The 22,709-nt window shown below is 58.0% G+C and carries 25 protein-coding genes, 1 tRNA gene and 1 pseudogene; 13 read left to right on the top strand and 14 right to left on the bottom strand.

Features of this window, described 5'->3' with window-relative positions:
- Window positions 1–127: 127 nt before the first annotated feature.
- The 5 genes from pqqF to AABC73_RS26575 form a co-directional block, all read right to left on the bottom strand.
- Window positions 128–2,455, bottom strand: a complete 2,328-nt coding sequence (gene pqqF, locus AABC73_RS26595) for a pyrroloquinoline quinone biosynthesis protein PqqF (RefSeq protein WP_341521578.1) — start codon at window positions 2,453–2,455, stop codon at window positions 128–130.
- A 226-nt stretch (window positions 2,456–2,681) separates the two neighbouring features.
- Window positions 2,682–3,482 carry a carbon-nitrogen hydrolase family protein gene (locus tag AABC73_RS26590; protein WP_341521577.1) on the bottom strand — a complete coding sequence of 267 codons (801 nt, stop codon included), beginning with the start codon at window positions 3,480–3,482 and terminating at the stop codon, window positions 2,682–2,684.
- 17 nt (window positions 3,483–3,499) lie between these two features.
- Window positions 3,500–5,179: an FAD-dependent oxidoreductase gene (locus tag AABC73_RS26585; RefSeq protein ID WP_341521576.1), complete on the bottom strand. Its 1,680-nt coding sequence runs from the start codon at window positions 5,177–5,179 to the stop codon at window positions 3,500–3,502.
- A 199-nt stretch (window positions 5,180–5,378) separates the two neighbouring features.
- The gene (locus AABC73_RS26580; protein WP_341521575.1) at window positions 5,379–5,840 is read right to left on the bottom strand and encodes an Lrp/AsnC family transcriptional regulator; all 462 of its coding nucleotides are present in this window, start codon (window positions 5,838–5,840) and stop codon (window positions 5,379–5,381) included.
- Window positions 5,841–5,874: 34 nt separating this feature from the next.
- On the bottom strand, window positions 5,875–6,954 hold the full coding sequence (locus tag AABC73_RS26575) for an FUSC family protein (RefSeq protein ID WP_341521574.1): 1,080 nt from the start codon (window positions 6,952–6,954) through the stop codon (window positions 5,875–5,877).
- Window positions 6,955–7,148: 194 nt separating this feature from the next.
- Between AABC73_RS26575 and AABC73_RS26570 the strand changes: the two genes are divergently transcribed.
- From AABC73_RS26570 to AABC73_RS26535, 8 genes are all read left to right on the top strand, one after another.
- Window positions 7,149–7,769: a YjfI family protein gene (locus AABC73_RS26570; RefSeq protein WP_341521573.1), complete on the top strand. Its 621-nt coding sequence runs from the start codon at window positions 7,149–7,151 to the stop codon at window positions 7,767–7,769.
- A gap of 16 nt (window positions 7,770–7,785) precedes the next feature.
- Window positions 7,786–8,493: a PspA/IM30 family protein gene (locus tag AABC73_RS26565; RefSeq protein WP_341521572.1), complete on the top strand. Its 708-nt coding sequence runs from the start codon at window positions 7,786–7,788 to the stop codon at window positions 8,491–8,493.
- 83 nt (window positions 8,494–8,576) lie between these two features.
- Window positions 8,577–9,137, top strand: coding sequence for a rhomboid family intramembrane serine protease (locus AABC73_RS26560; protein ID WP_341521571.1), 561 nt, complete (start codon window positions 8,577–8,579; stop codon window positions 9,135–9,137).
- A 190-nt stretch (window positions 9,138–9,327) separates the two neighbouring features.
- Window positions 9,328–10,353: an ion channel gene (locus tag AABC73_RS26555; protein WP_341521570.1), complete on the top strand. Its 1,026-nt coding sequence runs from the start codon at window positions 9,328–9,330 to the stop codon at window positions 10,351–10,353.
- Window positions 10,350–11,030: a DUF2491 family protein gene (locus AABC73_RS26550; RefSeq protein ID WP_341521569.1), complete on the top strand. Its 681-nt coding sequence runs from the start codon at window positions 10,350–10,352 to the stop codon at window positions 11,028–11,030. The genes AABC73_RS26555 and AABC73_RS26550 overlap by 4 nt, the downstream gene beginning before the upstream one ends.
- Before the next feature lie 15 nt (window positions 11,031–11,045).
- On the top strand, window positions 11,046–11,471 hold the full coding sequence (locus AABC73_RS26545) for a DUF350 domain-containing protein (RefSeq protein WP_065831489.1): 426 nt from the start codon (window positions 11,046–11,048) through the stop codon (window positions 11,469–11,471).
- 26 nt (window positions 11,472–11,497) lie between these two features.
- On the top strand, window positions 11,498–12,235 hold the full coding sequence (locus AABC73_RS26540) for a DUF1190 domain-containing protein (RefSeq protein ID WP_341521568.1): 738 nt from the start codon (window positions 11,498–11,500) through the stop codon (window positions 12,233–12,235).
- Window positions 12,236–12,249: 14 nt separating this feature from the next.
- Window positions 12,250–13,407: a glutathionylspermidine synthase family protein gene (locus tag AABC73_RS26535; protein WP_341521567.1), complete on the top strand. Its 1,158-nt coding sequence runs from the start codon at window positions 12,250–12,252 to the stop codon at window positions 13,405–13,407.
- Between the two features lie 8 nt (window positions 13,408–13,415).
- Here the strand turns inward: AABC73_RS26535 and AABC73_RS26530 are convergent, their stop codons facing one another.
- Together AABC73_RS26530 and AABC73_RS26525 are read right to left on the bottom strand one after the other, a co-directional pair.
- Entirely contained in the window at window positions 13,416–13,844 is a 429-nt protein-coding gene (locus tag AABC73_RS26530; RefSeq protein ID WP_341521566.1) for a hypothetical protein, read from the bottom strand.
- The gene (locus tag AABC73_RS26525; RefSeq protein ID WP_341521565.1) at window positions 13,834–14,439 is read right to left on the bottom strand and encodes a nucleotidyltransferase domain-containing protein; all 606 of its coding nucleotides are present in this window, start codon (window positions 14,437–14,439) and stop codon (window positions 13,834–13,836) included. The genes AABC73_RS26530 and AABC73_RS26525 overlap by 11 nt, the downstream gene beginning before the upstream one ends.
- Before the next feature lie 201 nt (window positions 14,440–14,640).
- On the opposite strand from AABC73_RS26525, the gene AABC73_RS26520 reads away from it, so the two are divergent.
- Window positions 14,641–15,816 carry an MFS transporter gene (locus AABC73_RS26520; RefSeq protein WP_341521564.1) on the top strand — a complete coding sequence of 392 codons (1,176 nt, stop codon included), beginning with the start codon at window positions 14,641–14,643 and terminating at the stop codon, window positions 15,814–15,816.
- Window positions 15,817–15,821: 5 nt separating this feature from the next.
- On the opposite strand, the gene AABC73_RS26515 is transcribed toward AABC73_RS26520, so the two are convergent.
- Window positions 15,822–17,453, bottom strand: coding sequence for a methyl-accepting chemotaxis protein (locus AABC73_RS26515; protein WP_341521563.1), 1,632 nt, complete (start codon window positions 17,451–17,453; stop codon window positions 15,822–15,824).
- A gap of 226 nt (window positions 17,454–17,679) precedes the next feature.
- Here AABC73_RS26515 and AABC73_RS26510 point away from each other — a divergent pair, with 226 nt between their 5' ends.
- The 4 genes and pseudogenes from AABC73_RS26510 (at window position 17,680) to vapB (ending at window position 19,404) form a co-directional block, all read left to right on the top strand.
- On the top strand, window positions 17,680–17,916 hold the full coding sequence (locus AABC73_RS26510) for a hypothetical protein (protein WP_341521562.1): 237 nt from the start codon (window positions 17,680–17,682) through the stop codon (window positions 17,914–17,916).
- Window positions 17,917–18,018: 102 nt separating this feature from the next.
- Window positions 18,019–18,261, top strand: a pseudogene (locus AABC73_RS26505) (DUF2442 domain-containing protein); the annotation flags it as partial.
- Between the two features lie 121 nt (window positions 18,262–18,382).
- Entirely contained in the window at window positions 18,383–19,087 is a 705-nt protein-coding gene (locus AABC73_RS26500; protein ID WP_341521561.1) for a CatB-related O-acetyltransferase, read from the top strand.
- Between the two features lie 86 nt (window positions 19,088–19,173).
- Window positions 19,174–19,404, top strand: coding sequence for a type II toxin-antitoxin system VapB family antitoxin (vapB, locus tag AABC73_RS26495; RefSeq protein ID WP_341521560.1), 231 nt, complete (start codon window positions 19,174–19,176; stop codon window positions 19,402–19,404).
- Between the two features lie 180 nt (window positions 19,405–19,584).
- Here the strand turns inward: vapB and AABC73_RS26490 are convergent.
- The 6 genes from AABC73_RS26490 to AABC73_RS26465 form a co-directional block, all read right to left on the bottom strand.
- A tRNA-Ile gene (locus AABC73_RS26490) sits at window positions 19,585–19,661 on the bottom strand.
- Window positions 19,662–19,676: 15 nt separating this feature from the next.
- A complete protein-coding gene (locus AABC73_RS26485; protein WP_341524340.1) occupies window positions 19,677–19,970 on the bottom strand; it encodes an EAL domain-containing protein in 294 nt (97 codons plus the stop codon).
- 109 nt (window positions 19,971–20,079) lie between these two features.
- On the bottom strand, window positions 20,080–21,114 hold the full coding sequence (locus tag AABC73_RS26480) for a reverse transcriptase/maturase family protein (protein ID WP_341521559.1): 1,035 nt from the start codon (window positions 21,112–21,114) through the stop codon (window positions 20,080–20,082).
- Between the two features lie 299 nt (window positions 21,115–21,413).
- Window positions 21,414–21,770, bottom strand: a complete 357-nt coding sequence (gene avd, locus AABC73_RS26475) for a diversity-generating retroelement protein Avd (RefSeq protein WP_341521558.1) — start codon at window positions 21,768–21,770, stop codon at window positions 21,414–21,416.
- Complete coding sequence (locus AABC73_RS26470; RefSeq protein ID WP_341521557.1) at window positions 21,767–22,078, bottom strand: hypothetical protein; 312 nt, start codon at window positions 22,076–22,078, stop codon at window positions 21,767–21,769. The genes avd and AABC73_RS26470 overlap by 4 nt, the downstream gene beginning before the upstream one ends.
- Complete coding sequence (locus AABC73_RS26465) at window positions 22,072–22,641, bottom strand: hypothetical protein (RefSeq protein ID WP_341521556.1); 570 nt, start codon at window positions 22,639–22,641, stop codon at window positions 22,072–22,074. The genes AABC73_RS26470 and AABC73_RS26465 overlap by 7 nt, the downstream gene beginning before the upstream one ends.
- Window positions 22,642–22,709 lie beyond the last annotated feature (68 nt).

The following is a 22,709-nucleotide window of genomic DNA, read 5'->3' as shown; positions in this document are numbered from 1 at the left end:
GTGGATAGGTACATCTTTAGTACACCCCGGAGGGCATATCGTTCGATGCTTAGGGAGCTATGTTACTTAATTTTACAATTCCTGGCTGTCATCATCCTGAACAAAACTTTTGCATTCCCGGTAATGATCAATGTCTGCGGGAGGAAGAATTGCTCAGGATCAGCCAGCCAGCGCTGGCCTCTTCCAGCTGATCCGCAGCGTTGAGCAGCGCGGTTTTCTGCTGATCCATGACCGCTGCGAGCAAGCGTTTCGGGTAATCCGCGCCGTGTCCGGCAAGATGCGCCTGCCAGAGCATTTCGGCTTCGCTGGCGCTCTCCATGCCCGCGCTGTCCAGCTGCGCCGCCAAAGCCTGTTGTTGCTGGGGAAGATCGGCGCTGCCGATCAACTCAGGGACTTGCGCAATGAAATCGGTGATGTGCTGGACCAATGCCTGCACCGAAGCGCTGGGCGATTGCACGCCGAACAGCAATCCGCTTTGCCCGGCGATCTGTCGGAAACCGCTGAATACCGCGTAGCCCAGTTGCAGCTCGACCCGCAAGCGCTGATAAAACGGACCCGAAGCCAAATGCGCCAGCATGCGCCACGCGGCTTCGTCGGCAACGCTCAGGCTGGAAGTCGGGCAAAACAGTAATACAGCGCTCTCGGAAGAGTCCGACGCTTCTGATCGCCAATGCTTGCCGGGTTGCAGGACGATTGCCTGCTGCCCGCTCTGACCCTGCCTGCCGGGCGTCAGCCCAAGCGCTGCGTTGGTCGCCTGCTCGGTTTGCTCCGACAGGCCGGTCGCAAAGCTCATCCAGCGCGCGGACGCCCACAGCGCTTGAACATCCTGAATGATTTCCCCCGGTACGCTGTTCAAATAATGATCAGGCAGGGATTTGAGCAACTGCCGGATCGGGATCAGCGCGGGTTGCTGATCGAGCTGACCGTAGCGCGACAGAACTGCATCGTTCGGCGTGCTGAGCAGCGCTAACGCGTGGTCGAGAATCATCGGCAGCGGCGCATTCAGCCCGACGAGCTTGAGCTGCCAATCATTGCCGTACGCCGTGAAAGCCAGATTCACCCCCGCTTGTTTTGCATCTTCAGCAAGAGCATGAAGGCTTTGCTCAAGCATTTGCCATAACGCCGGTTGTGGTGCGGGCAAGGTCCAGCGTAGGTAAATCGCGCCCTCAGCACCGCTATTCTCGCCTTGAGATGTCAGAAAAGGGTTCGGCTCAGGTAGTTTCCAGTCGACTTTCTCGACGGCGGATTCCGAATGGGCGGTAAGTTGTTCCAATAGTGCAATCAGCGCTTTGCCGCCGCTTTCCGACAAGCCTTGCGGCGCTTTTCGCGCAAAGTGTTGGGCCAGATCCAGCGCGCCGCAGGTATCCAGACGACGCTGTTGAAGAAGGTTGTAGTCGGCGCGGGCGGCTGGCCAACTGGATCTGAGAAACCTGAACCAGTCCAGAATCAACGCGATAGCTGGATGCGACTCACCTGTGGGAGCGAGCTTGCTCGCGATAGCGCTGTCATGCCCGCTCACCATCTCGATATTGATCAACAGTTGCCCGGCAAACTGGTAAAGCACCTCAGCTTTCAACGTTTCCACCAACCCGCGCGCGCGCAACAGCGCAACCAATCCGCCCGGATGCGCTGAGTTCAGGTGATGGCAGAGAAACGTCACGGATTCATCGGCGGCGTCAGGTAAATGTTCGCAGGCAAAAAGCAGATTCATCCCACCCGATTTGTCTACCGATTGCACAACCGTTTCGCTTTGCAACAGCCGTGGCGGTTCGATCTGCCGGAACGCTTCGCCCGCGATGAAATACCCGCCATGGTTCGACGCCAGCGCTTTCAGCTCTGCCAGGGATTGCGGGCCGGTCAGGCATAAGGTCATTTGCCCGGCTTGATAAAAACGTTGGTAGAAATCCCGCAACGCTTGCTGAAACGCCTGACGCGGCACCGGCAAGCTGAAGCGGTTGCCTGCATGAAAGGCTTTCAGTGGATGATTTGCGCAGATGGGGTCGAGCAGCCGGATCTGCTCGCGCGCTTTGGCGTCTCGTGACCAGGCGATGAATTCGGCATGCAGCACTTCCCGTTCCCGCAGTTGATCTTCCAGTGTCATACGTGGGTGGGCGAGCATTTCGCACAGACGATCCAGCCCTTCACCGAACGCCGCCAATGGCAGTTCGAAGAAGAAGTCAGTGGTGCGCTCGCGGGTGCTGGCGTTGAGCTGCCCGCCGTTGCGCTGCACGAAAGTCATCAGCTTCTGGTCGTCGGCGTAACGCTCGGTGCCGAGGAAGAACAAATGCTCAAGGAAGTGCGCCAGCCCCGGCCATGCCAGCGGCACATCATGGCTACCGGCCGCGACCCGCAACGACGCGGCCGCGCGTTTGAGCCTCGGCGCATGACACACCACCACGCGCAGGCCGTTGGCGAGCGTAAAGTGTTCGATGGCGGGCAGGCGTGAGGCAGGCATGGGATTTCCGATGGGGATCAGCGGGTCATGCTAGCGGAATTGTGAATGAACGAGTTCGGATTCTGTGACGCAACCGTCTTGAACCTCAACACAGCCGGTAGGAGGGGACTTGTCCCCGAAGAGGCCAGCGCAAGCGCTGAAAATATTCCTCGGCAGACCCGACGCTTTCCCGGACAAGTCCGGTCCTACCGAGCCATACACGACACGGAATTACGATCTGATTGGATCAACCCTGACCCAACCCCGCATACAACCCCGGGCGTCGATCATTGAAATAGGTATTGATCGCCCTGGAATCGGTCATCAATTGGCGATCCAGCTTGCCGCTGATGAGTTCTTCAACCCGAGCTGCGACTGCCAAACGGCTGCCGTCCGGCGCGCAGATGCTGCTCAGGCCGCAGTACTGGATAGCGCCTTCGCTGCCGCAATAGTTGGCGTAGGCCACGTAACACTGGTTTTCATAGGCGCGGGCGCGGACCGTCACTTCGCAGACAAAGTCATAGGGCGCCATGTTCGCGGTGGGCACCAGAATCACTTCGGCTCCGGCCAGCGCCAGGCGGCGGGTGTTTTCCGGGAATTCGACGTCGTAGCAGATCAGCAATCCGAGTCGCCAACCATTGAGTTCCACCACCGGGAAGCGATCCTCTCCGACAGCAAACATCGACTTATCCAGCTCGCCATACAGATGCGTCTTACGGTAATTGCACAGGCTTTTACCGTAGGCATCGATCAGTTGCACCGAGTTGTAGATCTGGTCGTTGGCGTTGCGTTCGGGATATCCGTAAAGGATGGCGATGTGGTTAGCCTGGGCGATGGCCGCGACTTGCGCGGCCGCGAAGCCATCGCAAGGCTGCGCCAGTGCGCCGGCCGCCTGGGCGCCGATGTTGTAGCCGGTGAGGAACATTTCCGGGCAGACCAGCAAATCGGCGCCCAGACTCGCGGCTTCCCGGGCCTGGAGATCCAGTCGTTGCAGGTTGCCGTTGATATCCAGCGGCAGCGGCGTGCATTGATAGAGCGCGATGTGCATGGCTTCATGCCTCCTGTTCAATCGGCCAGGGCGATAGGGCCTATTTCGTGAAACACATCGCCAGGGCCGGGATTTGCTGCGTGAGTCTTGCCGCCGAAGTGGGTCATGATGCCCCACACCGCATTCAGCGAGGTCTGCACTGCGCCTTCAACCCAGGCCGGCGTCCAGGAAACGTCGTCGCCGGCGATGAACATGCCGCGCTGCTCGCTGGGCATGTCCTGCTGCATAAAGTGCGCGTACATGCGTTGGTTGTAGCGGTAATGTCCCGGCAATGCGCCTTTGAACGCGCCGAGGAAATGCGGATCGGCTTCCCAGGACACAGTAATCGGGTCGCCAATGATCCGCGCCGCGATGTCCACTTTAGGGTAGATCTTCTTCAGCGCATCGAGTGCCAGCTTCACGCGTTTTTCGATGGGCTGCGGCAGCATTTTCAGCGCGTCGCTCATCCACGAATACGACAGGCAGATAACGCCGGGCTTGTCGTCGCCGTTATCAAACAGGTACGTGCCGCGCGTCAGGCGATCCGTCAGCGTCATGCTCATCAGGTCGCGCCCGGTTTCCGGATCTTTGTCTTTCCAGAACGGCCGGTCGACCATGACGAAGGTTTTCGACGATTGCATGTAGCGCGTGCGGTCCAGGGCCATCCACATTTTTTGCGAGAACAGGCTTTCTTCGCACTCGATCTGGGTGGTCAGCAGCCAGCTCTGGCACGTCGTGAGCACCGCGGCGTAGCGGCGAGTATCACCCCAGTTGTCGGTGACCTCCAGCTGGCCGTCATCGGCGCGGGCGATGCGCTTGACCCCGGTACGCGGCGCGCCGTGGTGCAGCGTCGCCAGGCTGGTGCCTTCGGGCCAATGTGCGCAGCGCTCCGGGACGTGCTTCCAGATCCCCAGCGGCACTTGCTCGACACCGCCGACGATCAAATGCTGGTGATCGTCGCAGTTGGTCATCACTACGCGGAAGATTTCCAGCATCGAGTTGGGGAAGTCCGAGTCCCAGCCGCCGGTACCGAAACCGACCTGGCCGAACACTTCACGATGGTAAAACGACAGCTTGGCGAACGCCTTGGAAGTGGCGACAAAATCGTAGAACGTGCGGTCATCCCACAGCGGCACGAGGGTGTTCCACAGTTGTTTGAGGCGTGGCACATCGCGGTCGCGAATGGCTTGCTGGATATCCTTGAAACCAGAACCTTCTTCCAGCGCGTCCGCCCAGGCGTCAGCGACTTCCTGAAACAGCGCGGGCAAATCCGATAGTTTCTGTGCGTAATACGTGGTGCCTTCCAGATCGATAACGGTACTGCCGGACGCAGCCGTCAGCGGGTTCGGGAAGGGTTTTGATTCCAGTCCGAGCTTGTCGACATAGTGATAAAACGCCGTGGACGACACCGGAAAGCGCATGCCGCCCAACTCGGCGATGATCCCCTCGGTGCCTTCGAACGCTTGGGAGCGCAAGCGGCCACCCATCTTCGAGGCTTCGTACACCACCGGCTTGAGGCCCAGCTTCATCAACTCGTAAGCTGCCACCAATCCGGCAATACCCGCGCCCACAATCGCCACTTCGGCTCCGTGATTTTCCACCGGAATGCTGCCCAGCCCGGCCGGATGCTCGATCCAGTCATCAAAGGCAAAGGGGAAATCCGGACCGAAAATCGTGATCGGCTTTTTACCGTCTGCAGGATGGCGATTGTTAATCATGGTTGACCTTGTTTTGCGGGGACGCGAATGCAGACAGTCTAGTTAAGTGTAGAGGCGTTAATAAGACGCAAAGTGTCGTCGTTTTGCAGTGTTTTTGTGCGATATGACGAGCTTGGTGGTCATTCATTGTCCGTAGGACCGGCTTTAGCCGGGAGGGCGTTCTCCCGGCTAAAGCCGGTCCTACGATCATCTGTACGCTTTACAGCGGCTGTCCGCGATCAATCTTGCTGCTGAGGATGATCGAGGTGGTGGTTTTCTCGACGCCATCGACGCTGCCAATCAGGTCGAGCAGCTGGTCCAGTTGTTCCGGCGATTCGGTGCGCAACCAGGCCACGTAGTCGAATTCGCCGCTGACCGCACACAGCTGCTGCACCTGGGCGAGGGTACTGAGGCGGCGCAAGACTTCCTTGCCGGAGCGCGGCTGCACGGTGATCCCGACATAAGCCTGCAAGCCACCATCCACCACCCGCTGACTCAAACGCACGCCGTAACCGGTGATGACCTTCGCACTTTCCAGACGCGCCAGTCGCGAGGTTACGGTGGTGCGGGCGATGCCCAGTTGCCGGGCAAGCATGGCCACGCTTTCCCTGGCATTGAGCTGCAAGGCGGCGATCAACTGGCGGTCGATTTCATCCAGGACAGGCGGGCGTACGGCAGACAAGTTTCTCTCCTAATAAAAGCAGCGGGCGGTTTCGTCAGATCTTCCAGCGCTTGGCCGTCTTGGCCAGTCGCTGTTGCAACCCATCAAGGTTGCTCGCCAGTTGCAGCATCAACAAGTGATAGCCCGTCAATTCAGTGGGCACCGGACTGCTCGGCATCGGCAAGGGCGTGTTGCCGTCGGTTTTGCGATCCAGGCGCTCGGTGGCGCCGGTTTGCAGCGCCCGGGCCATGCCGATCAACTGGCGCCGGGTCTGGCGGTATTCGGCATCCAATCGCGCTTTCCACTCTTCGCCAGCCACTTGGTCAAGGTCCGCAGGGCGAATGTTGGACAGGATTTCAAGGGTGCTCAGGCACATGCGGAAATGGCCCTGGATGGCGTCCAGCTCGACCATGGAAATCCGCACTTCCTTGGATACCGAAGGCATCAATGAGCGCAGTTGCAGCATGGTGGCGTTCAGCCGCGCCATCAGCTTGAGATGCTCATCGGCAGTGATTGGCTGGCCCTGATTGATACGCCCGTAAACCTTGGCGCAGTCGCGCAAACCGCTGGCCAGGTTGTAGCGCCAGGAAAACGTGGCGTACAGCGGCAGCGCGAAGGAAAACGCCAACGCCAGAACGATGCCGATCAGGATATCCACCGTGCGCCACAGGCCGTCGCTCAACGGGTTGTCGCCATGCCCGGCGACGATGAACAGCGTGATGGCCGACAGCAGCGCGGTATAGCCGCCCTTGCCGATGGCGTGATAAGCGAAGAAGCCGCAGGCCAGTGACATCATCAGATACGTCAGCAACGACAGTTCGAAATAGTCCTGCTGCCAGACCACCGCCAGCCCCAGTCCCGCACCGATCAATGTGCCGTAAGCCCGCTCCACGGACTTCTTGCCGATATTGCCGTGATGCTGCAAACCGCCGATCACGATCAGCATGGTCACCGATGCCCACTCGCCATGGGGCAGATTGATCCCGGTGGTCAGCAGAATCGACACCAGCAGGCCGATGACGATGCGTCCGGCATGGATGTAGCGCGCATGGCGGTAGCGACGATAGGGGTCCAGCAAAGGACGTAAAACACGGCGAAGCCAGAAGGGAAGCCAGGAGGCGTTGGAAGTCGTCATGCAGTAAAAGACCGCGCAGGGCGGGAATGAATCCCGGAAATCAATGAGTGAATGGTCGTCAGTAAGCCATATATGGCGGGCATTGTGGATTGTTGAGGAAATTTCTGACGCATTTTGTATCACATGTGAGGTGTTGTGCATCCTGAGAATTGAGCGTAGTGTGCCTCACATGTGATGTAAGCGAGGACGCCGAAATGGCTCGGAAAACTTCAACCGATTACATGCGTGAAATGCGTGCCCGGCTGACGGGGGCCGGCTATGTGAAACGAGAGCTGTACGTTCTCCCGGAAAACGCGGATGTCCTCAGAACCATAGAAAAAGTGTTACGCCAGCCCTATTTGGGCAACCGGATCAAACTGGAGGAATTCATGACTGAAAATACGAACTGGACGATCGATACGCTTCACGCGGCGCTTGTCGAGCTGGATGCCGTGAAGAGTAACGAAATCGAGCTGAACCTGATTCAAGGCACCGAACCAAGCCTTGGGCTGACGATGCACAACTTCGGTGGGCTGCCCATCGCCATCGCCATTTCCGGTGATCAGGTACTGGTGGATTCGGTACTGGTGTACGCCTCGCAAGTCAGGGATGTCGCTACGTTCAACGACACCGTGCTGCGCAGTCGCGACATCTTTCCGTTGTCCTCCATCGGCATCGAAACCATGCCCAATGGCGAAACGGTCTACAGCATGTTCGGCGCACTCAGCGCTGCATCCTCGCTGACCGTGATCGTCCACGAAGTGCTGACGCTGGCGGATAACGTGATTCGCGCCGCTGATGCCTACGAAGATTTTTTAACAGTTGATCCACAGTAATCGGGAGTCAAATCGAATGAGTCTTTGGAAAAAAATGGTTACGGCTCTGCGTGGTGGAGCTTCCGAAGTTGGCGAAGCAATCGTCGACGCTCAGGCCTTGCGCATTCTTGATCAGGAAATCCGCGACGCGGACGCTTCCATGCTTGCCGCGCGCAACCAGCTGATTCAGATCAAAGCCAAGCACAAGCTGTCCGTGCAACGTGTTGAAGAGCACAACAAGAACATCGCCAACTGGGAACAGAAGGCAGTCGCAGCGATGAATCAGGGTCAGGACGGACTGGCTCTGGAGTGCGCGGAAAAGGTTTCCGAACTGACCGCCCTGCGCGATCAGGAAAAGGCCGCTGCTGATCAGTTTGGTGCGCAGGTCACCAAGCTGACCGTTCAAGTCACCAAGGCTGAAAGCCAGATCAAGGGTCTGCGTCAGCAGGCGGACATGGCCAAAGCTCGCGACAGCGTGCAGAAAGCGCAGATCAACGCCGCTGCCGCCACTGGCGGTGCCAACGGTCGTCTGGAAACTGCAGTCGGTTCCCTGGCGCGCATCAAGCAGCGTCAGGACGAACAGGACGCCAAGCTCGAAGCCGCAGAAGAACTGGACGCTGCTGCGAATGGCGGTGATCTGGAGCGTCGTCTGCAGGAAGCCGGCATCGGCGCCAAAACTGGCGGTGCCGCCGACGTACTGGCCCGTCTGAAAGCCCAAAGTCAGGCTGACAAGCCTGCTCAGTAAGCTGTGATCAGGGGGCATGCGGAGTTTCCGTCTGCTCCCTTTTTTTGGCCTGCAGTTTTTACCTGCATTTCAGTGGAGTACACATGGCGATTGGACAAGGCCTGCGGGTAATCCTCGGGTTGGCGGCGGTGATGGTGGTGGTTCAGGTGATCAACACCTTCACCGCCAACAGCCTTGTTTACCACGGCCTGTTTCCACGGACGTTCTCGGGTCTGCAAGGCATCGTGTTCTCGCCGTTCCTGCACGGTTCGGTGCGGCATCTGCTCAGCAATTTGCTGCCGTTCGTGGTGCTGAGCTGGCTGGTGGCAACTGAAGGGCTGCAACGCTATATCCGCGTGGTGCTGCTGATTTCACTGCTGGGCGGTCTGATGGTCTGGGTGATGGGGCGGCCGGTATTGCACGTCGGCGCCAGCGGTCTGATTTTCGGTCTGTGGACGTATGTACTCGCCCGCGCCTGGTATCAGCGCAGCCTGATCAGTTTTGGCATCGCAATCATTGCGCTGCTGGGCTACAGCGGGTTGATTTTTGGTTTCATACCGGTGCCCGGCATTTCAGTTGAATCACACTTTTGCGGGGCGTTAGCCGGTATCTTCGTGGCTTGGCTGATGCACTCCAAACGCTTGGTTGCCAATCAGATCGTATGAAAACAACTGCGTTCGACAATATTGCGATAAAAACAGGAGAAAAAAGCTCTTTAGGGTACCTAGATTGCATTTTTTCGCCTGTTATTTGTCTTTTCTTGTCTCATTTTGCCTTCGCTCGTGACATTTCACGCAGTTTGCGATAGTCCTTGAATGCCCCGCATGAAGATGCCTTCACCTAGGGATGACATGAATGTCGTTGCTGTTGATATTGAGGCTGCAAACCACCGCTTTTTTCGAGCGGTTCGGCTGGGCCGGAATCGGGATATTGCTAGCGGTTCATTTCGCAATGTCCTACATACTGCTGGCTTTCGCAGGCGAGGAGCATCTGCTCAGGCCGTTGGAGTTCGTCTATTTCTACCTCACCACGGCAACTACTGTGGGCTATGGCGATCTTTCGCCGAAGACCGACGTCGGCAAAGTAGTCACAACGTTATGGATCATGCTCGGCGGCATTGCCTTGCTGACCACGGTTATCGGTAAGGCGTCGACTTCGGTAGGCGAATTATGGAGAAGAAAAATGAAAGGATTAGGCGACTATTCACGCCTTGCCGGGCATACGGTACTGATCGGCTGGGACGGGGAGTCCAGCGAGCGAATCGTGGATTTGCTGTATCAGGACGTGGCCTCAAGCGGCGACGGGTTGGTCATCTGCGACACCCTGATCAGCGAAAACCCATTGCCGGGAAAAGCTTCGTTCGTCAAAGGCGACTCGCTGGATTCGCCAGTCCTGCTGACACGGGCAGGCGTCGTCGGCGCGCAACGGGTGCTGGTCCACACTCAATCCGACAGCTTGACCCTGGCAATCGTCCTGACACTGAAACAACTGGGGCCACGCGGTCACGTCGTGGCGCACTTCAATAATTCGGAGCGTGCTTCATTAGCCAAGAGCTACGCGCCGGAACTTGAATGCACCTCAAACATGGCCATCGAAATGCTGGTGCGCTCTTCGCAGGATCCAGGCTCTAGCATTGTTATCAACGAGCTGCTGTGCGTGGGCAGAGGCGCTACCCAGTATCGACATGCCTTGCGGAACGATCTGACCACGACCTGCGGCGAGCTTTATATACGTTTGCGCAAAGAGTTCAGCGCGACCTTGATCGGCTATCGCGCCCCCGGATCGACTGAGTTTGACATCAATCCTGGCAACGATATTGCGGTGCTGGGTGGCGAGATTTTTTACATCGCATCGACGCGACTTGAAGGAAAAGCACTATGAGCTGGATCAAACGAGTTCTGGGTATGGAAGCGCCGAAGCCGGCCCCGGGTTCATCGCTTGGCGTGTCCCCTGATGGGGCTGCGCTTGCGGCAAACCCGTTCGGGCTGGCCTCGGGCCGCATGCTCGATCTGGATGACTCTCTCAAACTCATGCTCGACGGCCATTCCGAGCTGGTCGTGCCCAACGAGGAAGTGGTGTGGTCGGTGGGCCAGGTGGACCTTGGGCAATCCATGCGCATGGTTCGCTTCTATTTTGAAGATGAAGATTACTGGCTACAAGTCGTGATGAACGGTCCTACAGCAGAGGACGTGCTCGACGTCATCCTGTTCGGTTATAACAGCGTGGTGACGATCAGTAGCGAGGCAGAGCTCAAGCGTCTGGTCGGGCCGGACTCGAAAATCGGCCTGCCGATCTACGCCCACGAAGGCTACGAATACGAGCGGCAGTGGGGCACGGAAGAAGGGCAGACCGAATTTACGCCGATGAGCGAAGTGGTGACCAGCCCCGAAGAGTCCTACCGGATTCAACACCTGAGCATGTTGTATGCGCGGGACACGGGCCTGGTTGATCGCCGCGAGTTTCTGCTGCTGTCGGTCGAAGAGGATGAGGAGGGCAACATTTCCCTCACCACGTCGATTGGTGTCACTTTGCAATCCACCGACTTCACGGTCATCTAAAAGGAAGTAAAAACCATGCTTGAAGCGCTTCGCATGTCCCTCAACGCACAGTCAGTGCTCAGCTTCGTCGTCTATATCGTCGTCGCTGCGATCCTGTTCGGGTTGTTCCAGTTCGCCTACACCCGACTGACCCCGCATAAGGAATTTGCCCTGATCCGCGAAGGCAACGTCGCGGCGGCTGTGGCCCTGGGCGGTGCGTTGATCGGCTTCGCCCTGCCGGCGAGCAATATCATTTCCTACAGCGTCAGCGTGCTGGACGCCGTGGTCTGGGCGCTGATTGCCGCCGTCGTGCAATTGCTCACCTTCACCATGACCAGTCTTGTCTTGAAAGGCTTGTCGGTTCGAATCGCCAGAGGCGAAATGGCTGCTGCCATCTATGCCGCCAGCGTTGCAATCAGCGTCGGGTTTCTCAACTCGGCCTGCATGACGCCGTCGACCTGATTGCCAGCTATCGAAAGGAGTATTCGATGAGACGTAGTTCTATAAAGCTGGTCCTGGCCAGTACTTTGCCGTTGGCGCTTGCTGCGTGCAGCAAGTCCGAGGAAACGGTGGAGGTCAACACCCAGCAGACGTTCCCGACCGTCCAGGCCTGCGTGGAGCAGAAAGTCCCGGTGGATATCTGCTCGGATGCCTACATGAATGCCCTGGCGGACCATCGGCGCATTACCCCGACGTACGACAGCGCCGCTGCCTGTGACGCGGACTTCGTGCCGGACTACTGCCAGCAGACTTCAGACGGCAAATTCATGCCCAAGCTGGGCGGTTTTGAACTGTCGTTGTCTGGTGAGGTTCCCAAGTCTCAGGTTGCGGCAGCTCAGGCTCAGGGCGGCGGTGAAGGTGGCGGCGGGGGAGGTGGCTTCAGTGGCACCAGCCTGCTGACCGGTTTGCTGATCGGCAACATGCTCAGCGGTAATATGGGCGGCGGGCGCTACTACTCCCAGCCGATCTACCAGACCCGCGACTCCCGTGGCGCCTATCAAAGCTCCACGCTTTCCAAGCAGATCGAACAAGGCAAGACCTTCGGTCAGTCGACGCAGGCCCGCTCAAGTTCGACCGGTAGTTATTCGCAAAGCACCCTGGGCCGCAACCTGGGCAAAGGCTCGTCGGTATCGTCGTCCATTTCGCGTGGCGGTTTCGGCAGTCAGGCGAGCGCGCGCAGCGGTTGGGGCGGCAAGAGCAGCAGCGGCTCCAGTTTCGGCGGCTGACAGGAACGTTATCCATGAAAAAAATCAGCATCGAAGAGCGCCCGGACTGGCGTGCGACCGCCGAGCGTGAGGGATTCAATTTCCACACTATCGACGGCGAGCGTTACTGGGATGAGCGCGCGTACTACCAGTTCACGGAAGAACAGATCACCCGAGACATCGAAGCGCCTACCCAGGAGCTTCATGCGATGTGTCTGGATGTGGTCGAAAAGGTAGTGGAAAGTGAGGAGCTGCTGACCCGGCTCGCGATTCCTCCGGCGTTCTTCGATCTGGTTCGTACCTCCTGGAAGGAAGGCCATCCACATTTGTATGGCCGTTTCGACTTCAGCTACGACGGCGTCAATCCGGCCAAACTGCTGGAAGGCAACATGGATACACCAACCTCGGCTTATGAAGCCGGGGCGTTTCAGCTGATCTGGCTGGAAGAGCAGATCGCACGCGGCGTGTTACCTGAGCGAGCCACGCAGTTCAACTCAATGGCTGAAGATCTGGTGCGCGCCTTCGCCGCGATCAAGGACGGCGGGCCGTTCTATTTCTCGGCCATGTCCGGCTCCATTGAAGATCGTGGCACCACGGATTTCCTGCGCAAGATGGCCGAACATGTCGGCATCGAGACGCGTCATATCGATATCGAAGACATTGGTCTCACGCCGGACGGTCGCTTCGTCGATCTTGAAGGCCGCTGGATCGAGCGCATTTTCAAGCTGCATGCGTGGGAACACGTATTCCATGAGCCCCACGGCCAGGCCATTCCGGGCTGCGATACGCAATTCATCGAGCCGGCGTGGAAATCCATCATTTCCAACAAAGGCATCCTGCCGCTGCTTTGGGAGTTCAACGAAGGGCATCCCAACCTGCTGCCATCCTTTGTCGACAAAGATCCGCGCGCGCCGGTGCCCAAGGGGTGGGTGCGCAAACCATACTTCTCCCGGGAAGGCGCCAACATCGAAATCCGCACGCCCGGCGATCAGGTGATCTTCGAAGACGGCCCCTACAACGACGCGCCCTACATCCTGCAGAAATTCGCCCCGCTGCCAAAGTTCGGCGACAGCTACACGCTGATCGGCTCATGGGTGGTGGGCGACGCCGCATCCGGCATCGGCATCCGCGAAGACGACAGCCTGATCACCAAGGACAGCAGCCGGTTCCTGCCGCATGTGGTCATTGATTGAGGTTGGGGTTATTTGCAGGAAGTCATGGCGTCTTGCACGAGAGGCAGCAACGCATCGGCAGCAGCCAATAGCTCACCGAGCAAGGCAGCGTCCACATCCATATAGCCTTCATATTCAGCCAGGTTGCGCCGTTCGTGGCATAACGCGAAAAGGCGTACCTGAGTTTTGCTCAGGCCCAGGGTATGTGTGAGGCATTGAAACACCAGGTAGCGACGGTCGGACCGATATCCCTTCAGGCGCATGCCCGTCAGCGCCAGCGCATGAGCTGCGTTATAGGCCAGGTCGAAACGACTGGCAAATGAGAGCGTCGGGCTATGAGCATCCTTCAAGCGGTCTTCTGCTGACGCAAGTAGTCCAGCGCATTCTTTACGGTCTGCAGGCTCGGCTTTGAGGCCACCGCTACGTACTAAATTTTCGAGGTTTTCGTTACTGGTCATTGGCAGTCAGGTCTGGATTGCGACCCAGCAAATCTATCTTGTCTTGCTGCTCCACCCGAACAACAAAACTATTGCTTGCTGTTTTCTTGGCTTTCCAGTCCTCGGGCGTGTACAGCGTCGGATTGATCGTTCGCTGAAGATGTTCTTCCAAGGGCAGCAAGCGCTCCATCACATCGCTGTAGACCAGATTCTCGCCGATCAGCATCAGGTCAATGTCGCTACCCGAATGTTCACTGCCTTTTGCGATTGAGCCGTAGATAAACGCCCAAACCATCTGCCCGGCGATGGGCTCCAGCGCCAAGCGGACCTGCTCGGCGATTCCGAAAGATTTGCGCACGATACCCAGAAGTTCGCTATAGATCGGACAATCCGGGTTGGCCTGATAATGAGTCTGATTGCCTTGACGTCGCATGCTCAGAATGCCCGACCTGTACAGGCGATCCAGCTCACGCATCAGGCTGCCTTTGCCTACCTGTGCCCAGCGAGCAATCTCATTCGCGTAAAAGCTCTGGTCTGGTTTCCCGTACAGCAGGCCCAACACTTTTTGTTGAGTGGCCGTGAACAGGGCGTCGCTTAGCGGAATTGATTGCGTCATCGACTGAAGGGTCCTTAAAAGGGAACGATAAGTCCCTTTTTGGGAACTGTAATCTTGAAAGCAATTTTTCGTCAACCCAACTGATGCCGATACGGGGCCCGGTTTCTGGACTGGAACTGGGCGCTACAGTCGAAACCCTCCGACACGCCCTTCACCTTTTCCGTATGATTACGCGCCCATTCCTGTAAGAAAGAACCCTTCATGCCATTTGTTGTTTACCTTCTGGGCCTTACGATTTTTTCGCTGACCACCGCCGAGTTCATGATTGCCGGCATGATGCCGTCGCTGGCGGCGGCGCTGGATGTCTCGGTCGGGCAGGTCGGGTACCTGATTTCGCTTTACGCGGTCGGCATGGCGATTGGCGGGCCGGTGTTGACTGCTTTGGTGCTGGCGCTGCGTATGCAGAACAAACCGGCGTTGTTCTGGCTGCTGATGCTCAACGTTGTGGGTGGCGTGCTGGCGGCGATGGCGCCGACGTACGAGGTGCTGGCCGTGGCGCGGGTGTTGATGGGCGTGGCCAGTTCCGCCTGCATCGGCGTGTCGCTGACTATCGCCGCACATCTGGTCGAGCCACACGCGCGTGGTCGAGCGGCTTCATTTGTCCTCGGTGGGCTGATGTTTTCGCCGGTGCTGGGCGTTCCGGCAACCGCGCTGATCGAGCAGCATTTCGGCTGGCGCGCCAGTTTCTGGGCGATTGCCATTCTGTCGATGATCTGCACCGCTGTGGTGGCTCTGCTGGTTCCCGCTTCGAAAAGCCGGGCGGTGGTCAGCCTTGCTGCGGAGTTTAAGTCTGTCCTGAACGGCAAGCTGTGGGCGGCCTACGTCACCAGTGGCCTGATCATTGGGGCGACGTTCACTGCATTCACTTATTTCTCGCCGATCTTTACCGAGGTCACCGGCTTCTCGGCGGCCTCGATTCCATGGATGCTGGCCCTTTACGGTGTCGCCAACATTGTCGGCAACATGGTGGTCGGACGCCTGGCGGATCGGCATACCTTGCCCGTTCTCGCCGGTGGTTTGGCCCTGCTCTGTGCCGGGCTCGCGGCGTTTGCACTGTTCGCGGAAAACACTGTGGTCAGCGTCGGCGCTTTCCTGGTCATTGGTTTGACGGGCGTGTCGCTGAATCCGGCAATGGCGGCGCGCGTCATGCGTGCGGCGTCGCCGGGTCCATTGGTCAACACCATGCACACTTCGATTATCACCGCCGGTTTGGCATTGGGTACTTGGGCGGGAGGAGCGGGGATCGACGGCGGTTACGGGTTGCGTTCGCCGCTGTGGGTGGGCACGGCGCTGGCGCTGGCTGGGTTGCTGAGCCTGACGCCGTATCTGGTCAGCCGTCTGAATCGGCCTGTGATGACAGGGTGTCCACAGGCCTGATGGGTTTACATCCTGAAGCGGATGACCAACTGATTGAGGCCAACCGCCAACTGCGACAATTCGTTGCTCGCGGCTGAAGTCTGGTTGGCACCTGCGGCGGTCTGAACCGACAAGTCGCGAATGCTGGTCAGGTTGCGATCCACTTCCCGTGCAACCTGCGCCTGTTCTTCGGTGGCTGAAGCAATGCTGATGTTGCGCTCGTTGATCTGCACGATTGCCGCCGTGATATCAGCCAGCGCGTGACCGGCCGCCTCGGCAACGTCCAGGCTGGCGCGGGCGCGCTCACTGCTATGACTCATCGCGCTCACAGCCTTACTCGCGCCGCCTTGAATTGACGCGATCATTTTCTCGATCTCGGCAGTCGACTGCTGGGTACGATGCGCCAGCGCCCGAACCTCATCGGCAACCACCGCAAAACCACGTCCGGCTTCCCCGGCCCGCGCGGCTTCAATGGCGGCGTTGAGTGCCAGCAGATTGGTCTGGTCGGCGATACCGCGAATTACATCCAGCACGCCGCTGATGCCTTGAACCTGCACCGCCAGCCCATCGATCTCTGTGGCGGTCACACCGACGGCTTGATGCAACTCATGAATCACGCTGACCGTTTCGTCCACGCGCTGACGACCATGGGCCGCCGACTGGCTTGAGTCCTGCGCGGCCGTGGAAGCCAGCACCGCGTTTCGCGCCACTTCTTCAACCGCAGCGCTCATCTGATTGATCGCGGTGGCGGCTTGATTGATTTCATCGTTCTGGCGCTGAACGCCGCGCAAGGCATCTTCCGTGACCGCAGTCATTTCTTCGGAGGTGGCGGCCAGCTGGTTCGAGGAATCCCCCAGTTCGCCCAGCGTGCGGCGCAGATTCTGCTGCATGATCGACAGCGCAGCCAGCAGCCGGCCCGGCTCATCGCGGCCGTCGACATAAATTGGCTTGCTGAGGTCGTTGGTGGCAATCTGCTCGGCAATCGCCAATGCCTTGGCAATCGGCGCCGTCAGGCTGCGAGTGAAAAGGGCAGCCAGCGCCAGTGTGGCAGCCAGCGCCACGAGAATCGCCGCGATAGTGACGTTGCGCGCCTGGTCGTAGGTCTGATCGGCCGCAGCATCGGTTTGCGCCACGCTGACATCGATCAGACGGGAAACCTCGTTGATGTCTTTGGCCAGCAGCTCGGCTGCCTGGGTCATTTCACCGGTTGATTGGGTCAGGGCCGTAATCGTGTCCTCACGTTTCTGGGTCACCGCATCCATATAGCGTGCATGCACGCTCAGATAGCTGGTTATGTTGCGCGTCATGCTAATGAAAGCCTGCTTGCCCTGATCGCTGGTCATCAGGGGCTCCAGTTTGCGAACGTCGGTTTCAAGGCCGCTGCGCGCCTGCATGATTTTTTGACGGGCCGAATCTGCAGTGTCGATGTCCTTGGCCATACGCAAGCTGCCGTTCCATAACCGGATAGTCAGCAGATCGGCCTTGATCTGATCAACCGCCTGGACGGTAGGCAGCACATTGTCTTGCAGGACATCCCTGGACTCTTTCAAGTCCGAAGACTGGTCCAATGAAAACAGGCCGAACGCGGTGACCAGCACGGCAAAAAAGCCGAAGCAGAGCAGCGAGCGGGGTGCGATGTTGAGGTGTCTCAGGTTCATGTCTTGGCCCCGTCGGAGTATAAAAAGCGATGACAGACTATCGACCTGAAACGTTTCAGCTTGAGGAGCAAATCAAACCGATGGATGGAAATCTGCGTCCGGGCAATTGGTGCGAACTTTGCAAAAGTCCCATTCAAGCGTCTTGAACAACGGAAACCTGACGCTTTGCAACTTTCCATATCTACGCACCGACGTGCTCCACGAGAGCAATGTCATGGAGACAGCCTTGAGCACCCTTGAAGAAATTGCAGCAAACCTAATGGCGCTCGAACTGCGGGCGGACCAAACCCAGGCAAAGCTTTTCGCACTGGATGACGCGGGCTGGGAAGAGCTCATGCCGAGGTCCAGAGCCGAAGCCCCGGACTACTTCCCGGCGCAAACATTCGCGCCGGATCTGCTTGTGCAGATGCCGCCACGAAGCAAGATCACGGTATTGCGTCTGATAAAGGGTGGGCTGTCCTGAGGCCATGACTCGGCATTTGCTTAGCGTAGGGTTGTTCAAGTTCGGTTAGATTGAAGCGGTTGTAATGGAGTCAGCTGCTAAGTGACGAACTGAGTGGAATTTATCGTGCTCACGAAACGCCCCCGCCTGCAGGCCGTGCAGGCACGTCCTGGCTTTGTTCTGGTTCTCACATTTGTTGATGGGCAGCGTTTCCACTTGGACATGAGTCAGGATGTCGCCAACTACCCCGGCCTGAAACCCTTGCAGGATCGCAAGGCTTTTGCCGGTGCAAGTCTGGGGGATGACGGTTGGACGGTTGAGTGGCCTCAGCTCGACATTCAAATCGGCGCAGATACGCTTTACCTAAGCCTCAGTCCCTCGACGCTTTTCATGCTTTAAATTTAAGAATCCTCTGACAGACCCCGCCTCCAAACCTTGTTAAAACGGAACATCTCAACCACGTCCAAGCCGACGAGGAAGCGGTCAGGTGTTCTACCTCAAGAATCTTTATTGGAAGCGCTGGATCAGGCGGCACGGCTGCAAGCTGGCTCGTGGGCTGCTGTCGGTGCAGGGCAAAACCGAGCTGTTGATCGAAGTGGGCGTCAGGCTCGGTGACGTGGATATTACAGCCCGCTGCGTCAGGATTGGCGCTCACACCTACATACGTAGCGGTAGCCATCTATCCCTGGTGTCATCTATCGGTCGTTTTTGCTCCATCGGCGGCGATGTTTTCATCGGTCAGGAGAAGCACACTCATCCAATCAATTGGCTGAGTACCCATCCGTTTCAGTACACAAACTCGCCACTGTCTTTTCACGCTCCAACCGAGCTGACTGTCATCGGGCACGACGTGTGGATCGGGCGCAGCGCGACGATCATGGAAGGCGTGACGGTCGGTACCGGGGCCGTCATAGGAACCGGAACGATGGTCACGAAAGACGTGCCGCCTTACGCGGTAGTTGTCGGCGTTCCGGCCAGGGTTATCAAATATCGATACCCGCCAGAGGTCGTCGAGCGATTGCTGGCCTGCAAATGGTGGGAGATGGCTGTTGAGGATCTGCACAAGCTACCGCTAGATGATTCAGTGGCGTGCCTCCAGATGCTGGAAACAGCGCCGCGATTTGCATTGAGCAGGTTTCAGTTAATGAAGGTCACGCGCAAAGGGGGCGTGTTGTTATGCCCGTCGGATTGATCGCCACTAGTGATGGATCGATAGGGCGTACGGCCGCGACGCGCAAGGCTGATGCCTGTATCCGACATATATAAAGGAGAGGTGTTATGCGGACCGTCTCAATTTTCAAAAACGGTAAAAACCAATCGATTCGCTTGCCTGACGATATGGCTTATGAAGGTATTGATGAGCTCGAAATTACCCGCATAGGTGACACGATTACCCTACGGCCAGTGCGTCCGAGCTGGCTGTCACTGGCTGAACTGCCTAAGGCTGATGTGGACTTGTTGCGCGATCGTCCGAGTGTTTTCAGTGATGAAGGACGGTTTGATTTGTAAACGCCGCTACGGAGTCCAGCATGGAAAGCTGACATTTATTTGGTGTGAATGGTGGTCGTGGGCAGTCAGGAAAGCCTGCGGTAGCGCAAATCAGCGTGGCCGCTTTTTGGGGTTTCCGTTTTGAAAACAAAACCCATAGACCAAAAACGACAAAAGCCGCGCAATGCGCGGCTTCGAAGATGGTGGGCCCACACGGACTCGAACCGTGGACCAAGGGATTATGAGTCCCCTGCTCTAACCAACTGAGCTATAGGCCCTCAGTAGGCCGCGGATTATAACGGCGGTTTCGCGGCTGTGCTATCCGAATAGTCTGAAAGACTCATAAGAAGAAACCGCGCGCTGAATTCGTCAGGGTGCAGCGGCGGGCTGATCAGGTAGCCCTGGATCTGTTCGCAGCCTTCGTCGGTGAGGAATTGCCGTTGTTCCACTGTCTCGACGCCTTCGGCAATGACGGTCAGTTGCATGCTGCGGCCCAAGGCGATGATGGCGCGGGCGATGGCGGCGTCGTGGGGGTCGTCAGGCAGGCCGCGGATGAAGGATTGATCGTGATGCGCGGCGCGAAAAATGAAGAGGCTTTGCTGAGATAAATCGTTTTTGGATTTGTTGCATCCACTGCAACAGAATAACGAAAACGGTGGCCAGGTGTGACTCCCGACTCACCAAATGCCTATAGAGTTATCCGCGTCCTCTCACCAACCTCAAATCACCAAGTACTCCTTCTACGGTGCGACTAGCGTTGCAGTGCTTCGTGTACGCCAGGAAGCTACAGACTCGCTGCCTGACGTGCTGCTGGCTGATCAGCCCTGCCTTATATCTCGCCATCAATGCCCGGAACGATGACCGCGCCCGCTTGATGTTCCGCTTGCGGGGCAAGATGTGGGTTGGCCATATGCGATAACCGCAGAAGTCCAAGCCGCGCTGCCAAGGATGAATTGCCGTCTTAGGGTTCAACTCCAAGCTGAGCGCCGCCACTTCCGTTGCCAGCTCGCTCAGAGCCGCTGCGGCGCACTCCTTATTGGGCAGCACTGCGATGAAGTCATCCATGTACCGCACGTAGTGCTTGATACCCATCTGATCCTTGGCAGCATGATCCAGTCGGCTGAGCAGGATGTTGGCTCCTAATTGGCTGGTGAGCGCGCCAACCGGCAAGCCGATGCCGGTCTCATTACCGTAGCCGCTGATGATCTGCCGCCAAAGCCACAGCACGTTCTTATCGGAGATGGTGCGCTCAATTTCCCGCAGCAAGGCGTGATGCCTTATGCTCGCGAAGAATTTACTGATGTCGGCCTTGAGTACATACGCGCTGTCGCCGTGGTTGCGCTTCGCAACCCTAATGAAGTGCTGAACTCGTGCCACAGCCGCCTGGGTGCCCATGCCGACGCGGCAGGCGTAGGAGTCACTGATGAACTTGCGCTCGAAGAGAGGGTTGACCACTCGCACCAGGGCGTGATGGATGACGCGGTCGGCAAACGGTGGAGCCTGGATCAGGCGCAGCTTGGGCTCTTTAACCACGAATTCGCGAGGCTTGCCGGGTGCCCAGCTTTTCCAGATCAGATGGTTCTGCAGGTTGACGAGATTTTCTTCGACATTGGCGGCAAAGCGCATGACAGAGGATCGATCCCGCTTGCCACGACGCGCCTCTAGATAGGCTTGGTACAGGTTATCAAAATCAATTATCTGGCCCCAGAGGCCATTAGTGGTGATCGGCACAACATAAGCCTTAGCCCATATGAGGGCGAAAAATGAGGGCGGGCATCGCCACATTCGCCGAAGCTAGTAGCCGCGATGCCCTGTAAATCTTTGACTACATGGTCTGGAGAGGGGCTCCAAAGGAAGCGCGCTGGACACAGGCCCTTGGGCCTGATGCCTTCTGGCGATAATCGTTTGCGAGGCGGCCGCCGACGTTCGTGTTCGCGCTCGACGAGGCGTTGTTGACGTTCAGATAGAACAGCCCGGCGTTCGAGCCGTTGCCGTAGTTGCCACCGTAATAAGCCTCCCCCCAATGCTCTTTACTTCTTAACTGGTGCTAATCCTTCGTGCTTGATCCACGCACCAACAATCCGGCCCACCTCGTTGACGTGACGCATCCATACGTCCAGTCGGTGCGTGTTGATGTAGGTGAGCCGGTGAGCTTTGCGCACCAGGTGGCGGAATATCTCAATCTCAACATCTAGATCAAACAGTGCCGCCGTCTTCTGGCGGCGCTTCCAAGCCACCACCGTAAGACGCAATAAATGATTGGTTACAGCCCTTAGCTCGGCGCAAAGCAGGTGGCGCTCAAGCTTTGGGAACTGGTGCAATACGGTATGCGTGTATGCGTCCAGCTCTTCAAGCTTGGTCAGCAGGGTCAATTGGGCATCACTCACGCTGACATCTTCCCTTCATCTGCTTCGATATTCTTCTCGCAGTGGTCGGGTTCGAAGCGATTGAGCAGCCCGCACAGCACGCAGCCCCATCGCTTTCCCTGTCGAGCAGCCTTGCCTGCGCGAGAGCTGATCGTCTCATCTTCGCTGCCGCCAAATGCGGTATTGGCCAACTGGTCAAATGAAACGGCCAAGCGCCAGGCCCGCGTGCTGTTACCGAGCACAGCAAAGAACATCCAACAAAGCGCGACCAAGGTGACGAACGCGCAGAGCAACAGCAGGACCAGGCCCAGCGCAATACGCTTCACCATACAATGGCCGCCACTTCTTCAAGCGACTCAGCATTGTCGAGGAGATCCTCGGCAGCCTGGCGCTTGCCGATGATTGCCCCCGAATAGGCGGCGTAGCCCTCGGCCTTGGCCTGTACACGCCCCGCCAGATCCGCGACCGTCAAGCCGCGCACCTCGGCAATGGCCGACAACAGCAGTGTGGGGCCTGGTGGATCGAGCAGAAACGCCGCCGCTTCCTGCACCTGCTGCGGCCAGCTCTGCAATTCACCGGGTGGATAGGTGCTGGTCAGTGATGCTAAGGCCAGATCGCACGCTGCGTTGATCTGCTCCAGCTTGGCGGTCTTGGCGGCGGCCAGCTTGTGCGGGGCAGCAGCTTCGTATGTGATCTCGCCCAGATACTCGGCGGCGTCAAATGAGCAGGCCGGGACTTCGTCCGGCTGGCCCGGCAAGATCACGGCGACAAACAGGCCGTTCGCTCGGTACTCGGACGGTACCAGCCAGACGCGGACCAGCCCGTCAACGCTGATATCGGCCAGAGCAATGGTTTGGCCGTTGACGCTTAATGTTCCATTTTCAATTTTCAAAGCGCTCTCCTAAGAGCAAAGGGCGCCCGCTCGGCGGGCTAGCCCAAAGACATGACTCAGGTCACAGG

Origin of the sequence: Pseudomonas sp. G.S.17, from assembly GCF_038096165.1 — a bacterium.
Lineage (GTDB): Bacteria > Pseudomonadota > Gammaproteobacteria > Pseudomonadales > Pseudomonadaceae > Aquipseudomonas.
Note: the sequence above shows the minus strand (reverse complement) of the source record. Positions and strands in the feature narration are given on the sequence as shown.